16 protein-coding genes are annotated in these 16935 nt (G+C 34.5%); 9 read left to right on the top strand and 7 right to left on the bottom strand.

Annotation, left to right across the window (positions count from 1 at the left end):
* The first annotated feature begins 20 nt into the window (after positions 1–20).
* Complete coding sequence (locus tag BLS90_RS01175; RefSeq protein ID WP_091254080.1) at positions 21–662, top strand: polysaccharide deacetylase family protein; 642 nt, start codon at positions 21–23, stop codon at positions 660–662.
* A 14-nt stretch (positions 663–676) separates the two neighbouring features.
* On the opposite strand, the gene BLS90_RS01170 is transcribed toward BLS90_RS01175, so the two are convergent.
* The 3 genes from BLS90_RS01170 to BLS90_RS01160 form a co-directional block, all read right to left on the bottom strand.
* Positions 677–973 carry a thioredoxin family protein gene (locus BLS90_RS01170; protein WP_073352222.1) on the bottom strand — a complete coding sequence of 99 codons (297 nt, stop codon included), beginning with the start codon at positions 971–973 and terminating at the stop codon, positions 677–679.
* A gap of 74 nt (positions 974–1047) precedes the next feature.
* Positions 1048–2283, bottom strand: coding sequence for a metallophosphoesterase (locus BLS90_RS01165; RefSeq protein WP_091254078.1), 1236 nt, complete (start codon positions 2281–2283; stop codon positions 1048–1050).
* 175 nt (positions 2284–2458) lie between these two features.
* Entirely contained in the window at positions 2459–3997 is a 1539-nt protein-coding gene (locus BLS90_RS01160; RefSeq protein WP_091254075.1) for a hypothetical protein, read from the bottom strand.
* A 355-nt stretch (positions 3998–4352) separates the two neighbouring features.
* On the opposite strand from BLS90_RS01160, the gene polA reads away from it, so the two are divergent.
* Positions 4353–7196, top strand: a complete 2844-nt coding sequence (gene polA / locus BLS90_RS01155) for a DNA polymerase I (RefSeq protein ID WP_091254072.1) — start codon at positions 4353–4355, stop codon at positions 7194–7196.
* An 87-nt stretch (positions 7197–7283) separates the two neighbouring features.
* Here the strand turns inward: polA and BLS90_RS01150 are convergent, their stop codons facing one another.
* Complete coding sequence (locus BLS90_RS01150) at positions 7284–8309, bottom strand: LacI family DNA-binding transcriptional regulator (RefSeq protein ID WP_091254068.1); 1026 nt, start codon at positions 8307–8309, stop codon at positions 7284–7286.
* A gap of 342 nt (positions 8310–8651) precedes the next feature.
* Between BLS90_RS01150 and rplM the strand changes: the two genes are divergently transcribed.
* The 7 genes from rplM to BLS90_RS01115 all read left to right on the top strand — a co-directional run bounded on the left by rplM (position 8652) and on the right by BLS90_RS01115 (position 14771).
* Complete coding sequence (gene rplM / locus BLS90_RS01145; RefSeq protein ID WP_066080505.1) at positions 8652–9107, top strand: 50S ribosomal protein L13; 456 nt, start codon at positions 8652–8654, stop codon at positions 9105–9107.
* Entirely contained in the window at positions 9107–9493 is a 387-nt protein-coding gene (rpsI, locus tag BLS90_RS01140; RefSeq protein ID WP_066080508.1) for a 30S ribosomal protein S9, read from the top strand. Before rplM ends, rpsI begins: the two co-directional genes overlap by 1 nt.
* A gap of 226 nt (positions 9494–9719) precedes the next feature.
* Positions 9720–10508 (top strand): 30S ribosomal protein S2, encoded by a 789-nt coding sequence (gene rpsB, locus BLS90_RS01135; protein ID WP_091254064.1) that lies wholly within the window; start codon positions 9720–9722, stop codon positions 10506–10508.
* Between the two features lie 139 nt (positions 10509–10647).
* A complete protein-coding gene (tsf, locus tag BLS90_RS01130) occupies positions 10648–11472 on the top strand; it encodes a translation elongation factor Ts (protein ID WP_091254062.1) in 825 nt (274 codons plus the stop codon).
* A gap of 318 nt (positions 11473–11790) precedes the next feature.
* Complete coding sequence (locus BLS90_RS01125) at positions 11791–13164, top strand: S8 family peptidase (protein ID WP_091254058.1); 1374 nt, start codon at positions 11791–11793, stop codon at positions 13162–13164.
* A 390-nt stretch (positions 13165–13554) separates the two neighbouring features.
* Positions 13555–14208 (top strand): queuosine precursor transporter, encoded by a 654-nt coding sequence (locus BLS90_RS01120; protein ID WP_091254054.1) that lies wholly within the window; start codon positions 13555–13557, stop codon positions 14206–14208.
* A gap of 2 nt (positions 14209–14210) precedes the next feature.
* On the top strand, positions 14211–14771 hold the full coding sequence (locus BLS90_RS01115; RefSeq protein ID WP_091254050.1) for a DNA-3-methyladenine glycosylase I: 561 nt from the start codon (positions 14211–14213) through the stop codon (positions 14769–14771).
* A 10-nt stretch (positions 14772–14781) separates the two neighbouring features.
* On the opposite strand, the gene aat is transcribed toward BLS90_RS01115, so the two are convergent.
* The 3 genes from aat to BLS90_RS01100 form a co-directional block, all read right to left on the bottom strand.
* The gene (gene aat / locus BLS90_RS01110) at positions 14782–15420 is read right to left on the bottom strand and encodes a leucyl/phenylalanyl-tRNA--protein transferase (protein WP_091254046.1); all 639 of its coding nucleotides are present in this window, start codon (positions 15418–15420) and stop codon (positions 14782–14784) included.
* Between the two features lie 102 nt (positions 15421–15522).
* Positions 15523–15900, bottom strand: a complete 378-nt coding sequence (locus tag BLS90_RS01105; protein WP_091254044.1) for a DUF3127 domain-containing protein — start codon at positions 15898–15900, stop codon at positions 15523–15525.
* A 29-nt stretch (positions 15901–15929) separates the two neighbouring features.
* Positions 15930–16805, bottom strand: a complete 876-nt coding sequence (locus BLS90_RS01100; protein ID WP_091254041.1) for a flavin reductase family protein — start codon at positions 16803–16805, stop codon at positions 15930–15932.
* Between the last annotated feature and the right edge of the window lie 130 nt (positions 16806–16935).

Here is a 16935-nt window from a genome sequence, read left to right as displayed (position 1 = left end):
ATATTCCTAATTTTCAACTGATGAGCTTCTACTGGATAAAGACCAACTGGTTCATAAAAAAGATATTTTCTAATTATATATGGGACGTTTCCAATACAGGAAATACCGTTTACCTTACATTTGACGATGGCCCTGTTCCAGAAGTTACAGGATGGGTTTTGGAAGAATTAAAAAAATACGATGTAAAAGCAACTTTTTTTTGCATAGGAGAGAATATCAAAAAAAACTCAGCCCTATTTAAAAAATTAATTAATAACGGCCATGAAGTAGGAAACCACACATTTAATCATCTAAATGGTTGGAAAACAGAAACGGAAACTTACATAGAAAACACAAAACGTTGCGAAGATGTCATTCAAAGCAATAGTAATTACACTTTAAAATCTAAACTATTCCGCCCCCCTTACGGCAAATTAAAAAGGTCTCAAGCAAGAGAAATACGAGCATTAGGATATGACATAATTATGTGGGATGTACTCAGCGCTGACTTCGACACGACCCTATCCAAAGAAAAATGTTTAGATAATGTATTATCAAATATAAAACCAGGAAGTATCATTGTTTTTCATGACAGTATAAAAGCCTTCAAAAACCTGGAGTACGTGTTACCAAGAACGCTAGCTTTTTTAAAAAATAATGATTTTCAATGCGCTGTTTTATGAAACAAAAGACAGAGTTACAATTGTTCCTGAACGATTCCAATAAGCGTATTGGCATCTAATTCTCCAGACTGTCTCCAGATCATTTGACCTTGTTTATAAATCATCAAAGTAGGCAAGCCTTTGATGCGTAGGGCATCCGCTAACTCTTGATTTTTATCTACATCAATTTTTATGACTTTTGCTTTATCGCCAAGAGCAGCTGCTACATCTCTGATAACAGGATGCATTGAAACGGAAGATTCGTTCCATTCTGTGTAAAAATCGATTAACACAGGTACTTGAGTATTTATAAGTTCTCCAAATTTTGACATAAAACCAAAAATTTAATTTTTTAAAATTCACTAAAAAGAGATATTTATTTTACAAATGTAGCATTTTTAACGTATTATGCCTCATTAACACCTTTTTTTAGTTCAATGACCGTTATTTCCGGCATAATACCTACTCTACCTGGGTAAGCATGAAAACCAAAACCTCTATTAACGTAAACGTATCTACCTAGATTTTCATATAAACCCGCCCATTGTTTATAGACGTACTGTGCCAAACTCCATTTAAAGTAACCTGGGATTTCAATACCAAATTGCATTCCATGAGTATGTCCAGAAAGTGTAAGATGATAATGTTTATCGTCATGTTGCACCACATGTTCCCAATGCGAAGGATCATGGCTCATCAAAATCTTGAAATCTTCTTTCTTTAGTTGCCCTGAAGCCTTGCTTAAATCTCCGGCTTGTTTAAAATTATGACCCCAATTCTCAACACCTACTAAGGCTATTTTATCTTCTCCTTTTTGGATAAAAGTATGTTCATTCAACAATAAATCGAAACCTATTTCCCCGTATAAGTTTTTTATAGCTTGAAAATTATCTTCTTTTGCGGCCTCCGTTGGCCACGTAACATATTCTCCATAATCGTGATTGCCCAAAACCGAATATTTACCATATTCGTGCTTTTTAATTTTATTGAATGTTTCTATCCAAGGATGCATTTCCTTTGCATCCGTATTCACGATATCGCCTGTAAACAAAATAAGATCTGAATTTTGCTCATTTACCAAATCAATGGCATAATTAATTTTTTCTGGATTATCAAAACTTCCACTGTGAACATCTGATATTTGAGTAATCGTGAAACCATCAAAAGAATCTGGTAAATCTGGAAAAAAGATGCGTTGCTTGATTACTTTATAATTGTATTTTCCAACGGTTACCCCATAAATTAATGACAAAAAAGGAACTGCTGCTAATCCCAGTCCTATTTGACTCACAAACTTTCTTCTAGAATTAAGGAAATCCGTGCCCTTGTCATAATCTACAAAAAAATTAACAGATCCTACACACAACCTGTAGATGTCTTCCCCCATTAATGTAAGTGTCAAAATTAATTTTGGAACATAAACAATCAGCAACAAACCCATGGTAAACATCATTTGTTGTGTTTGCCCTACGCTTCGGTCAAATTGCATCAAAGAATAGACAATATATACTAAAAATAAGAGGCTAATAAACTGAATTGAAAACAATGCTGGCCTTGATTTTATCAAAGTTTTTAATACTTGAAAAGTGTAAAGCTCAATAATGAGAAGAATTAAACACAAGAATACGATACGAAAGATCATTATAAAAAATTTTTAACAAAATAACAAAACAATTTACTGAAATGGTTTTTTATTAGTTAAAGTTTAACGCTTGATTAAAGCTAAAGAACAGCTGAAATTTGAAAAAGTGAGTTAAAAATAAAAACCGCATTATTACGTTTAAAATAATGCGATTTTATCTCATTTTTTTTTAAAGCTATCTCATTGTCATATTAAATGATCGTATTGTCATATTTTTATCATTACCAGCCGTTCTTTCTGAATATAATTCTAAATAATCACCACTATCCAGCTGAACATTAGCCAATATTGGAATGTTCTGAATAAATCCAGAATTAGCATCAATAAAAGATTCAGAAGATGTTATTTTAGACACTAATACCCCTAAAGAATTAAATCTTTGAAAGTAAAATATGTAATCCGTATTACCTGTTGTTCCTGTAGATTCAAAAGCTAATGAAGCCGAAACAGTAAAGCTTTTTGTTTTTTTTCCTAAATAGACTAATCTGTTGTTGGTTGAAGCATTAGTCGTTCCCATTCTATATAAATTAGTCGCTATTGTAGTTCCTGGGACTTTTACCGGTGAATTTACTGTCGGGTGATTAAAGACCGGGCTTGTTAAAGTTCTATTCAAATAAATGTTACCCGATGAAAATGCATCACCTTCATTTGGAATTCCCGCGCACCTAACAGACCAACTGTTATTAAAATTATATCCAGAATAAATTACAGGAGAATATGATTTTACATAAGCCCCTGCACCCGAAACTGCCCCTGTAAAAACAACTGACTCCATAACCGCATCTCCAGATATTGTCGGACTAGAAGATACGTCAAAGCCAATACTTGTTCCTGTAACTTCACTGAAACCACCTTGTTTTTGCACTAGACCAAAAGTACCTACTAACTTTTCATACGTTCCTGAATTAGCAAGAGATGTACTACCACCAAACCAACCTGTATTATTAATCAATAACTTATTTATATCCTGATAAATAACTCCATTAGCGTTACCAAAATATTGAACGATACTCACAAATACCAATGAAAAATTTTTGATAAGACCTACATTAGCTGAATTTCCGATAATAGCATCTCTTAAAATAAGATTTTGTGTTTGAGCCCCAATAGCTCCTGGCCCTGTAATATTAAAAATATTCCCTGCAGAAGCAACCAAAGTTAATACTCTAATTGACCCTCCAGTTGTACCAACAAAAAGATCTCCAGTAGTTTTTACCAATTTGTCATCTCCAGAGTCCAAACCAGCAATATAAGCGTTATTTAATTCAATAGGTAGATCTAAGATTACTTGCCCGTTAATCTCATATAATGTGCCGGGATCCAACAGATACTTTGCATTACTTCCTGCCGTTTTCTCCGCAGCCAAAACTGTCGCCAAAACATCTGTAGATCTTATACGTTTAAAGTTTGTTCTGCCTGTAGTGGCACTATTGATTACATTCCACGAGGTTATTGCTGAATTGTAGTGGTAAAAAGATTTTAAATCAATGTCATAAACCATTAATCCATCGGCTGGCGACGCAATAGCCGTTCGTTGTGCCGTTGTCATTCTAGGGGTCAACATTCCTTGGGTTGTCGATGAAACATCTAAAACAGAACTTGCGTTTGGTGTTATCGTTCCTATGCCCACCTGTCCAAACAAATTTGTTGTTATTATCATGAAAAATAACAAAAAGGCTTGCAAAACATTTGTAGTAGCGTAATTTTTTTTCATAATAAATAAAATAAAAGATGAAATAATAGAGAATAAAATGGATTCTCAAAACCATTTGGTAAAATTAAACAATATGTCGATTAAATACATATTATGTCGACCAAATACATCTTTTTAATTATAACATATAATTAATCTTATAATTTAAATATATTAAAATTAGCCATTTGCTATTTATAGCTGTTTTCTTTCGAGTAAAAGCATACGGAATCATTACTAAAAAAATACACACTAGTTTAATTTTCATTAGCTTGAAATTAGTTCGTATTGCAGATATAAACAGAAATTTTTCTGAACAGCTCTCCTTTATCTCACAAGTTTTGTACTTTTGAAAACTTTACAAAAATCACAATTCATGTCACAACAAAAACGCCTGTTCCTTCTAGATGCTTATGCCTTAATCTTTAGAGGGTATTACGCCTTCATAAAAAACCCAAGAATCAACTCCAAAGGAATGGACACTTCAGCTATTATGGGATTCATGAATTCCTTAATGGATGTAATCAAAAGAGAAAAACCAGATCATTTAGCTGTCGCTTTTGATAACGGTGGAAGCCAATTAAGAAACGAGATTTTTCCGGAGTATAAAGCCCATCGCGATGCTACACCAGAGGCCATAAAAATTGCCATTCCTTATATTCAAGAACTCTTAAAAGCCATGCATATCCCTATAATTGAGGTCAAAGGATATGAAGCTGATGACTTAATTGGAACAATTGCCAAGCAGGCGGAAAAGCAGAATTACAAAGTCTTTATGGTTACACCGGATAAGGATTTTGCACAACTGGTTTCTGAAAATATATTTATGTACAAACCCGCCCGAATGGGTAATGGAATCGAAATTTGGGGAATCCCCGAAGTTTTAGCCAAATTCGAAATTGAAAGACCAGATCAAGTAATTGACTTTCTTGGGATGATGGGCGATGCAGCCGATAACATTCCCGGACTTCCTGGCGTAGGCGAAGTTACTGCTAAAAAATTCTTGAAGGAATTTGGAACCATGGAAAATCTTTTAGCTAATACCGATAAGCTAAAAGGTAAAATGAAAGAAAATATTGAAGCAAACAAAGAAAAAGGATTATTATCTAAAACCTTGGCGACAATTTTACTAGATTGCCCCGTTATTTTTGACGAAACAGACTATGAATTATCAACTCCTGATGTCGAAAAAACAGATGCGCTATTCAATGAATTAGAATTCCGTAGAATGGCAGAGCAGTTTGATGCCATATTCAAAAAAGGAGGAACTGCCTCTACCAATATCAATCCGGTTGACGAAACCAAATTGTACAAAAAACCACAACCAAAAAGTGAAGATCAATTCGACTTATTTGGAAGTGCGATTCAAGACGATTCATCTGATGAAACACGTCATCAATATTATAGTTCATTAGAAAATACAGAACATTCCTATCAGATAATTCAAGGAGATTTAGGCCTGCGATTGCTATTACAAAATTTGCAAAAACAATCTTCTGTTTGTTTTGATACAGAAACAACTGGACTAGATGCTTTGCATGCTGAGTTAGTCGGAATATCCTTTTCGTACGAAAAAGGAAAAGGATTCTATGTTCCTTTTCCAGAAAATCAAGAGGAAGCACAGACTTTAGTCGAGAAATTCATTCCTTTTTTCGAAAATGAAAACATTGAAAAAATTGGACAGAATTTAAAATACGATTTAAAGATTCTTTCTAATTACAATATTACCGTGAAAGGAAAATTATTCGATACGATGATTGCACATTATCTGATTAATCCGGATATGCGTCATAATATGGATATTTTATCGGAAACGTATTTAACATATTCTCCACAATCCATTGAAACCTTAATTGGTAAAAAAGGAAAAAACCAAAAATCAATGCGTGATGTTGAACTTGAGGAAATAAAAGAATACGCCGTTGAAGATGCTGATGTAACCTTGCAACTCAAGGAAATATTCACTTTGGAATTAGACAAAACTGGAACCAAGAAACTTTTTGAGGAAATCGAAATTCCATTAGTAAAAGTTCTGGCAGATATGGAAAAAGAAGGAATCCATGTAGATGTAGATTTCTTAAAATCATTATCGAAAACATTAGGCGATGACATTAAAATTTTAGAAGCCAACATCTTTGAAACTGCTGGCGAGAAATTCAATTTGGCTTCTCCAAAGCAATTAGGCGATGTTTTATTCGATAAATTAAAAATTGGAGGTGTAAAACAAAAGAAAACCAAAACCGGTCAATATGCAACCGGAGAGGAAATCTTGAGTTATTTAGCTGCTGAAAACCCAATTGTAAAAGACATTCTGGATTGGAGACAATTAGTGAAACTACAAAATACTTATGTTGAGGCTTTACCAAACCAAGTTGATAAAATCACAAACCGCATTCACACCGATTACATGCAAACGGTGGCTGCAACAGGTCGTTTAAGTTCGAATAATCCCAACTTACAAAATATCCCGATTCGTACCGAACGTGGAAGACAAATTAGAAAAGCATTTGTGGCCCGAGATGAAAATTACACTTTGGTTTCTGCAGATTATTCTCAAATAGAATTGCGTGTAATTGCCGCATTGAGCGGGGAAGAAAACATGATTAAAGCATTCCAAAATAACGAAGACATTCACAAATCTACTGCTTCAAAAGTCTTTAATGTCCCGCTGGAAGAAGTGACTCGCGAGCAACGAAGTCATGCCAAAACGGTCAATTTCGGAATTATATATGGGGTTTCAGCTTTTGGATTGAGTAATCAAACTAACTTATCTCGCAAAGAGAGCGCTGATTTAATTGAGGCGTATTACCAAACGTATCCAAGATTAAAATCCTACATTCAGGAACAAATAGATTTCGCAAGAGAGAACGGTTATGTACAAACCATTTTGGGGCGTCGCCGCTATTTAAAAGATATCAATTCACAAAACGCCATTGTTCGCGGTGGTGCAGAACGAAATGCGGTAAATGCACCAATTCAAGGAAGCGCTGCTGATATTATCAAAATTGCGATGATAAACATTCATGACAAACTAACGTCTGAAAACTGGAAAAGTAAAATGTTGTTACAGGTTCACGATGAGCTTGTGTTTGATGTACATAATGATGAACTCGAAAAAATCAAACCAATGATTAAGCACGAAATGGAACATGCTTTTAAACTTGATGTACCTTTGGATGTAGATTTAGGAATGGGGAAAGATTGGCTGGAAGCGCATTAAAATAACTTTTCATTAACTCATAAAAAAAATCTCTAATCATTCAAAAACGATTAGAGATTTTTTTATGCTGTTTATTAAAATGAGTTGCTATAATTTTCTTGTAGACTCTCTTTCTTTCAATTTTGTTTTGATTACCACCGTTTCATAAGGAACGTGCTCTTCTTTAGATTCTAATCTATCAATGAGTAATTTAGCAGCCACTTCACCTATCTCAATTCCGTGCTGACTTACCGTCGTTAAACTTGGAGACAATCTGCGGGAGGCAAGAATTCCGTCCGCAAAACCTATGATAGAAAGTTCTTCGGGAATTTTGTATCCTTTTTTGAGCCCAATTCTCAAAGCAGCTACGGAATCGTTTTCATCTAAAGCAAAAATACCATCGATTTTATTGGTATCAAAAATAGTTTCTATCTGATTATTTAGATTTTCATCCGAATCAGTTCTCAAAATTATAGCATCGTTAACAGGAATCTTGTTGTTCTCCAGAGCCTTCAGATAGCCTTCGACACGTAACTTCCCAACGCTCAAATTATCAACTGACGAAAACAGAGCGATGTTTTTGCAACCTAAATCAATCAAATGCTGGGTAGAATCCAGCGCCGAATCAAAATCATCTACAATTACTTTATCACAATCAACACCGTCTGCAATTCGATCAAACATTACGATTGGAGTTCCATCATTAATGATTGCAGAGAAATGCTCGTAATCTTGATTTTTTTGTGCTTCCTCAGAAACTGAAACTATAAAGCCATCAATAGTTCCATTGCTAAGCATTTCTAAAGTATGCGCTTCTTTTTCAGCTGATTCGTTGGAGATACACATAATGACATTGTATCCTTTTTCATCAGCGATTTTCTCAATACCGCTAAACACTTTAGCAAAAAAGGAATTTAGGATATTTGGAATAATAACGCCAATAGTTTTGGTTTTTCTATTTTTAAGGTTCAGACCAATTACATTAGGCTTGTAATTTTTAAGCTTCGCATATTCTTTTATTTTCACTTTAGTTAGGTCACTTATTTCCGGACTATCATTCAGTGCTTTTGAAACTGTTGAAACAGAAACATTAAGTTCTTTTGCGATTTGTTTTAACGTAGCTTTAGCTTTCATAAAGGGATATTTATTGTAATTGATAAAGGAAAAATACCTACAAGGTATAAATAATTAGAATAATAACTGTTTAATTGACAAAAATAGCATTTATAATAGAGAATTTAGGTTTAAAAAATCAGGAATAGTCAATAAAATCATAAAAAAAATCATGATTCCAGTAACTTCACTGCACGTGTAATAATCCAAAATTTGACAATAGAAATTAATTTTAAATATCCATTTGATAATCAGCACTAAAACAAGATAAAAATAATAGTTTAAGGTATTTGCATTTAAAATAATTAATTGTACTTTTGCAACCCCTTTATTGGGGATGGAATGTTTAATTAAAATAATATTATGGACGCATTAAGCTACAAGACACAATCAGCAAGCAAAGCCACCGTTACAAAAGAGTGGATTGTTGTAGATGCTGATGGGCATAACTTAGGTCGTATGGCTTCGAAGATCGCAATGATCCTTAGAGGGAAATACAAAGCAAGTTACACACCACATGTTGACTGTGGAGATAACGTAATTGTTATCAACTCAGAAAAAATCAACCTTACAGGAAACAAGATGAAAGAGAAAACTTACATCCGTCACACTGGCTACCCTGGAGGACAAAGAACTTTAACTGCTGAAGTATTGCAATCAAAAAACCCTGCATTACTAGTTGAAAAAGCGATAAAAGGAATGTTACCTAAAAACAAGTTAGGGGCTGAACTTTTTAGAAATTTAAATGTTGTTGTAGGATCAGAGCACAAACAAGGGGCTCAAAAACCTAGAACAGTTAACCTTAACGATCTTAAGTAATGGGAGTTATTCACAAAATCGGTAGAAGAAAAACCGCTGTTGCACGTGTTTATGTTTCGGAAGGAACAGGAGTAATCACTGTAAACAAAAAAGCATTCGAAACATACTTCCCAACTGCAACTTTACAGTACAAAGTATTACAACCGATGTCTATGACAGAAAATGTAAGCAACTTTGACGTAAAAGTAAACGTTTACGGAGGTGGTTCAACTGGTCAAGCAGAAGCTGTAAGAATGGCATTAGCACGTGTTATGTGTGAAGTAAATGCTGAGAACAGAGCTATCTTGAAACCAGAAGGTTTATTGACAAGAGATCCAAGAATGGTTGAACGTAAGAAATTCGGTCAGAAGAAAGCTCGTAAGAGATTTCAATTCTCTAAACGTTAATACTGAACTTCAATCTGAACTCGTTTCAGGTTTTCAAGAACACATACTGAATTTAATTCAGTATAATTATTCTAAAGTTGCTGAAAAAATTTCAGCATAAATTTAAAAAAACAAAGTTGTTGTTGCTCTCCTACCGAGGTAGGAAATAGTTTAGCATCTAAATGTTTAAAGCCGGGAGACCGCCATTTATTCATTGCTAATCAACAGAACGTAAACTAGAACAAAAATGGCAAACAAAGTAGAAGTTAAAGACTTACTAGAAGCAGGTGTTCACTTTGGACACATGACTAGAAAATGGGATCCAAACATGGCTCCTTACATCTATATGGAGCGTAATGGTATACACATTATCAATCTATATAAAACTGCAGCAAAAATTGAAGAAGCGAATGAAGCTTTGAAAAAAATCGCTGCATCAGGTAGAAAAATATTATTCGTTGCTACCAAAAAACAAGCAAAAGACATCGTTGCTGAAAAAGCAAAAGCTGCAAACATGCCTTACATCACTGAAAGATGGCCTGGTGGAATGCTAACTAACTTCGTAACTATCCGTAAAGCTGTTAAAAAAATGGCTACTATTGATAAAATGAAGAAAGATGGTACTTTCATGACTCTTTCTAAAAAAGAGCGTTTGCAAGTAGATCGTCTTCGTGCTAAATTAGAGAAAAACTTAGGTTCAATCGCTGACATGTCAAGACTACCAGCTGCATTGTTCGTAGTTGATATCAAAGCAGAACACATCGCAATAAAAGAAGCTCAAAAATTAAACATTCCAGTTTTCGCAATGGTGGATACTAATTCTGACCCAAGAGAGGTTGAATTCGTAATCCCATCTAACGATGATGCTTCTAAATCAATTGATAAAATTTTAACTTTGGTTACCGCTGCAATTGTTGAAGGACTTTCTGATAGAGGTTCTGACAAAGAAGGCGAAGCAACTGCTGAAGTTGTTGCTCCTGCTGAAACGGTAGCTCCTGCTGTAGAAGCTGCAGCTCCAACTGCAACTGAAGAATAAAACAAAAAGAAATTCCAAATTCTAAAATTCCAAATTCCAAAAATTATCTCAGCAATGATTTAATTTATCAATTGGATTAAGGATTTCTGAATTTGGAATTTTTTATTAAAACTATTTTTTAATTTAAAATAAAAAAATTATGGCAACAATTACTGCTGCAGACGTAAATAAATTAAGAACAATCACTGGTGCAGGTATGATGGACTGCAAAAAAGCCTTGGTTGAAGCAGAAGGAGATTTCGATTTAGCGATCGAAAACTTACGTAAAAAAGGACAAAAAGTAGCTGCTAATCGTTCTGATAGAGAATCTACAGAAGGTGCTGCAATTGCTGTTGTCAATGCGGACAAAACTGCTGGAGTTGTGATCACATTAAACTGTGAGACTGACTTCGTAGGAATGAACGAAAGCTTTGTAAAAATGGCTACTGAAATGGCAAATTTAGCATTGAACTACAATACTAAAGAAGAATTTTTAGCAGCTGACTTCAACGGAATCACTGTTGCTGATAAATTAATCGAACAAACTGGAGTTATTGGTGAAAAACTAGAAATTAGAACTTTCGAGAAATTAGAAGGTGCTTTTATCGGTTCTTACATTCACTCCGGAAACAAAATTGCTACTTTAGTGGCGCTATCTGCAAATGTAGAAGGTGCTGAGGAAGTTTCAAGAAACGTGTCTATGCAAGCAGCTGCAATGGCTCCAATTGCTTTAGACGAAACCGGTGTTGATGCTGACACAATCGCTAAAGAAATCGAAATTGCTAAAGATATCCTACGTCAAGAAGGAAAACCAGAAGCAATGTTAGACAATATCGCTAAAGGTAAATTAGCTCGTTTCTTTAAAGACAACACGTTAGTAAACCAAGATTACATCAAAGACAACAAAATGAGCGTTGCTGCTTATGTTAAATCTTTAGACAAAGATCTTATCGTTACCGGTTTCAAAAGAGCTGCGTTAGGATAGATTGATTTTTTGATTTCAATAAACACTATTTGATATCATATAGATATAAAACCCCATTTCAAATTACTTTGAAATGGGGTTTTATAATTAAAATTTATTCATTAAAAAACTACTGCGACTAATAAATAATGAGTACCGCAAATTATACAATAACGATTTGATTAAATTAACAATGAATTCCACTCCTACTTATACATATCGTGAAAATATAATTCAAAAATAATTTTAACTAACATTGTTTGTTTTTTTTATTAAAAAAATTATAATTATTGTATATTTTTTGATAATTTTAACATTTTAAACCCAAATCTTAAAATTATGAAACATTTATTTATTGCAGCTCTAGCCTTGTTCACGTTTTCCTCGTGTACTGACGAAAATTTAAACTCTCCAGAGGTAGTACAAAAAAAGGTACAACCAAGTTATGTTGCGAACCAATTACTTATTAAATTCAAACCTACAGAAACTGGAGCTAAAACATCAACAAGTATTTTATCTTTAATTGGAGGAACTACAGTAGAAGTTATCAATACTAATTCTATGAAAGCTTCCAGTGCTAAAACAAGCACGACAAGTGGAAATCTTTTATTAGTAAATTCAAAGTTAAGCACAATGGATGCTATTGAGCTTATTAAAGATTTAAAAGGAGTAGAATATGCAGAGCCAAACTGGATATACAATCATTTTGCAGTTTCAAATGACACTTATTATTCCAATAGTTCACTTTGGGGCATGTATGGATCTACAACTTCTCCATCGAATCAGTTCGGTTCGCAAGCTGCAACTGCCTGGGCAAACAATAAATTAGGATCAGCAACTGTGTATATCGGTATTATTGACGAAGGTTATATGTATGCTCATGATGATTTAGCAGCAAATGCAGGTAAAAACCCAGGAGAAATAGATGCTAATGGCATAGATGATGATGGCAATGGCCTTGTTGATGATGTGTATGGCTGGGATTTTGCAGGAAACAACAATACTGTTTTTGATGGAGTTGATGATGATCATGGAACACATGTAGCAGGAACAATAGGTGCTGTAGGTGGCAATGGAAAAGGAGTTGCTGGTGTTGTATGGAATGTAAAAATGATAAATGCCAAATTTTTAAGTGGAACAGGCGGAACATTAGCTAATGCTATTAAAGCAATTGACTATTTCACTGATTTAAAAACAAGACATGGCTTGAACATTGTAGCTACTAATAACTCTTGGGGAGGAGGAGGATTCTCACAAGGTCTTCAGGATGCAATTGAGAGAGCCAATACTGCTGGAATACTGTTCATTGCTGCTGCAGGGAATAGTGGAACTGACAATGATGCCACACCAAGTTATCCTGCAAGTTATCCTAACGCAAATGTAATCGCAGTTGCTTCAATTACAAGTACAGGAGCTTTGTCAAGTTTCTCTCAATTTGGCGCAACATCAGTAGATATAGGAGCTCCAGGCTCAGGAATTTGGTCAACAGTTCCTGCAAGATCTAAAGGTAAGTTTATATCTAGCTATGCTAGTTATAACGGAACTTCAATGGCAACTCCACATGTTTCTGGAGCGGCAGCTTTGTATGCATCTTTGAATCCTGGAGCAACAGCGGCACAAATTAAAGCGGCACTATTAAACAGTGCTACTCCTACTTCATCTCTTTCTGGAAAATGTGCAACAGGTGGTAGATTGAATGTAAGCGGATTTTAATCCAATTAAAACTAATTAAACAAAGGAGTCCACAAGTTGGACTCTTTTTTTTAGGGTAATATATTTTTTTTACATCGTTTAAAAACTGGAATCATTAAAATATACTAAGTAGAGAATGAAAACAAGAAGATATGTTAGATCTGATTGCTAAGCACAAATTGACTTATTTAATTAAAAATTTTAACTTAATAATCGAAAAACTGTCTCCAACCAAAATACTAAAGTTACATGATCCTTCTTTTTTACCGCAATGATTAGAAATTAATCAAACGATTTTATTCAATAAAAATAATAAAAAAAACCATGTTTAAAATAAATCTAAATCGGAAACATCAATACAAATTAATACTTTTCAAATAAAATATTAATTTTGATTACAAATTGTAAATCATGTTCAAAACTAAAAAAGATCTTGTCTTTGTTATTCTAGCCGGAATCTTTATCACTAATGCTGTTACGGCAGAACTCATCGGCGGGAAACTGATACAAATAGGTCCGTTTGTAATGAGCATTGGTATTTTGCCTTGGCCTATTGTTTTCCTGACAACTGATTTAATCAACGAATATTTTGGAGAAAAAGGAGTAAAGAAATTGTCTCTAATCACAGCCTGTTTAATCGCCTACTCTTTCCTTGTTTTACTTTTCGCGATCAATATACCCGCCGCAAAAGGAATAAGCCCAGTCAACGATGAGCAGTTTTTTGCCGTTTTTGGACAAAGCATGTGGATCATAGTGGGAAGTATTATTGCGTTCTTGGTTTCTCAATTGATAGATGTAATTGTTTTTTGGTTTTTCAAAAACCGCACAGGAAACAAAAAAATATGGCTTAGAGCCACAGGTTCCACTGTCATTTCGCAATTATTCGATTCTTTTATTGTTCTGGGAATTGCTTTTTGGTTGCCCGGAAAAATAAACTTTGACATTTTTATAACCTCCGCCTTAACAGGATATACCTTTAAACTCGGCATTGCCATCCTTTTGACTCCTTTAATTTACTTGGGTCACTACATTATAAAAAACTATTTAGCCTCAGAAAAAGAATAATTATGGACGAAAAAACAAGATGTGGTTGGTGTACTTCCAGTGATTTATACAAAAAATACCATGACGAAGAATGGGGTGTTCCCGTTTATGAGGACCAAAAATTATTTGAATTCTTAATCTTAGAAACTTTCCAGGCGGGACTAAGTTGGATTACAATCCTAAAAAAGAGAGAAAATTTCCAATTGGCTTTTGATGATTTTGACTATAAAAAAGTAGCCCTTTATACTGAAAATAAAATCCAGGAATTACTCCTTGATGCAGGAATTATTCGCAATCAATTAAAAATTCGCGCAGCCGTTTCTAATGCTGCTGCCTTTATGAAAGTGCAGGAGGAATTTGGCAGTTTTTCTAAATACATTTGGGCATTCACCGCTGGACAACCTATTCAAAACAACCGACAATCCTTACAAGAAGTCCCTGCAACCACTACGCTATCAGATGAAATTAGTAAAGATTTAAAAAAACGTGGGTTTAAATTCGTTGGTTCTACAGTGGTTTATGCACACATGCAAGCCACCGGAATGATCGATGATCACGTATCTGATTGTTGGAAAAAAAGTTAATATCTAAAAATCATTTACTTTCCAATATCTCCATAAAATCAGTTCTTTCTATTTCGCGACACCCCAAACTTTCAAGATGCGGATTATAAACTTGACAATCCAGCAGTTTATAATTTTCTACTTTTAATTGATGAACCAAAGCTATAAAAGCCACTTTGGAAGCATTAGAAACTTTAGAAAACATGCTTTCACCACAGAAAACATGTCCTAAATCAATTCCATATAAGCCACCCACCAAAACGGCATCTTGCCAAACTTCAACGGATTTAGCGATTCCTAATTCGTGCAATTTACAGTAGGCCTCAATCATATCATTGGTAATCCAAGTTCCGTTTTGACCGTCACGTTCTATATTCTGACAGTTTGAAATTACATCCCTGAAATTTTGATTAAAAGTAACCTTGAAAACATTTCGATTCAGGATATTTCGCATGCTTTTAGAAACAATCAATTCATCGAGAAACAAAACCATTCTGGGATTTGGTGACCACCACATGATGGGCTCGCCTTCTTCAAACCACGGAAAGATCCCGCTTGTGTAAGCAAGCTGTAATCGTTCCGAAGATAAATCTCCACCAACGGCTAAAGTCCCATCGTGATTGGCTTGCTCGACAGGAGGAAAAAATAAGGTTGGGGATAAATAATACATTTTTCAATTTCAAAAATTAATGGTACTAGTAAAAAACAAAAAAAGTCAGAAATTCAAGTAAAACTTAAACTTCTGACTTCTAAATTCTAACTTTTTTATCTCCTAGAATGGCAAATCGTCTGCTTCTTCTTCGTTTAGGTTTGTTGCTGGTGCAAAAGCTTCAGCAGCCGGCATTGGAGGCATTTGTGAAGCAGTCGCTTCAGTAGCTACTCTTTCTACTCTCCATCCTTGAATTGCATTAAAATATTTAGTCACTCCTTGTGGATCAACCCATTCGCGTCCTCTTAAATTGATCGAAACTTTTACGGCTTCACCAACTTTAAAACTGTTCAATAAATCACATTTATCTTGTACAAATTCCACTAAAATATGTTGTGGATATTGTTCTTCCGTGGTTACAACTAATTCTCTTTTCAAGAAACTTCCGCTTCCCACATTTTTTGCATCCCCAAGCATTTTAATTTTTCCTGTAACTTCCATCTTCGTTATTTTTAATGTTATTTATTTTTTTATTTTTTTGCCAAAAGCACTTTCCAGGCAGACAGAACATCCTCGTCGTCCAGATATTTTTTAGCCTCTAAGTGTACTTTATGCTGATCATCAGCACTCAAAACGCCTTTCACAGCAAATTTCTGTTTTACAAATATACTAACTTCTTCCATTGTAGGCAAGGCTTCTACATTCCCCAACATGCCTAAATCATTTCCGTTAAAAACTGGACTTTCTTTTACAAAATTTGGAATTGCATCCACCCCAATTCCCAAAGTTGTCAATGGTTTTGGCACTTCAAAAAGTCCTTGGTTGGATCTGGAATACCAATTCCCTCCTAACCTGGAAACTAAATCGATTTTATATTGATCAATAGCTCCATTTTCGTCTAAAACAGATTCGGAAATATGAATACGTACCACTTCACAAAGCACTAAATTCCCAGCTCCACCTTCGGTTCCCAAAGGAATAATCTGAGTGACTTTGCATTCAAATTGAACAGGAGATTCTTTTACTCTAAAAGGTTTTACGACCTCTGATGCAATTGGCGTCAAGCCAGATTTCACAAATTCATCTACGCCATCAGCATATTCTGTACTGGCCAGAGAAATTTGCTGCACCATATCATAATTGACCACATTAATGACTACTTCACGGGTACCTTCAACATTTATTAAGGTATGTTTTATCGAATTATCACGCACCCGTCTTGCTGGCGAAAATATAAGAATAGGCGGATTAGCACTGAACACATTGAAGAAACTAAAAGGCGATACATTAGGATTCCCATCAGCGTCCATTGTACTAGCAAAAGCGATAGGCCTAGGACCTACAGAACTTTGCAAGTACCCTTGTAACTTTGCCGTTTCAATACTTTTAGGATCAATCGTAATCATAATTTTTATTTATTTCTTAAAGATACAAAAGTAAACAATTGAATTAAGTTTAAGAAGCAGTTGTGTAGAAATAGAATGAAATTAGGTTTTAGATATTTCAAAAATAAATTCTTTGATTGAAACTAAAATA

Origin of the sequence: Flavobacterium omnivorum (genome assembly GCF_900099915.1) — a bacterium.
Classification (GTDB): Bacteria; Bacteroidota; Bacteroidia; order Flavobacteriales; family Flavobacteriaceae; genus Flavobacterium; species Flavobacterium omnivorum.
Note: the sequence above shows the minus strand (reverse complement) of the source record. Positions and strands in the feature narration are given on the sequence as shown.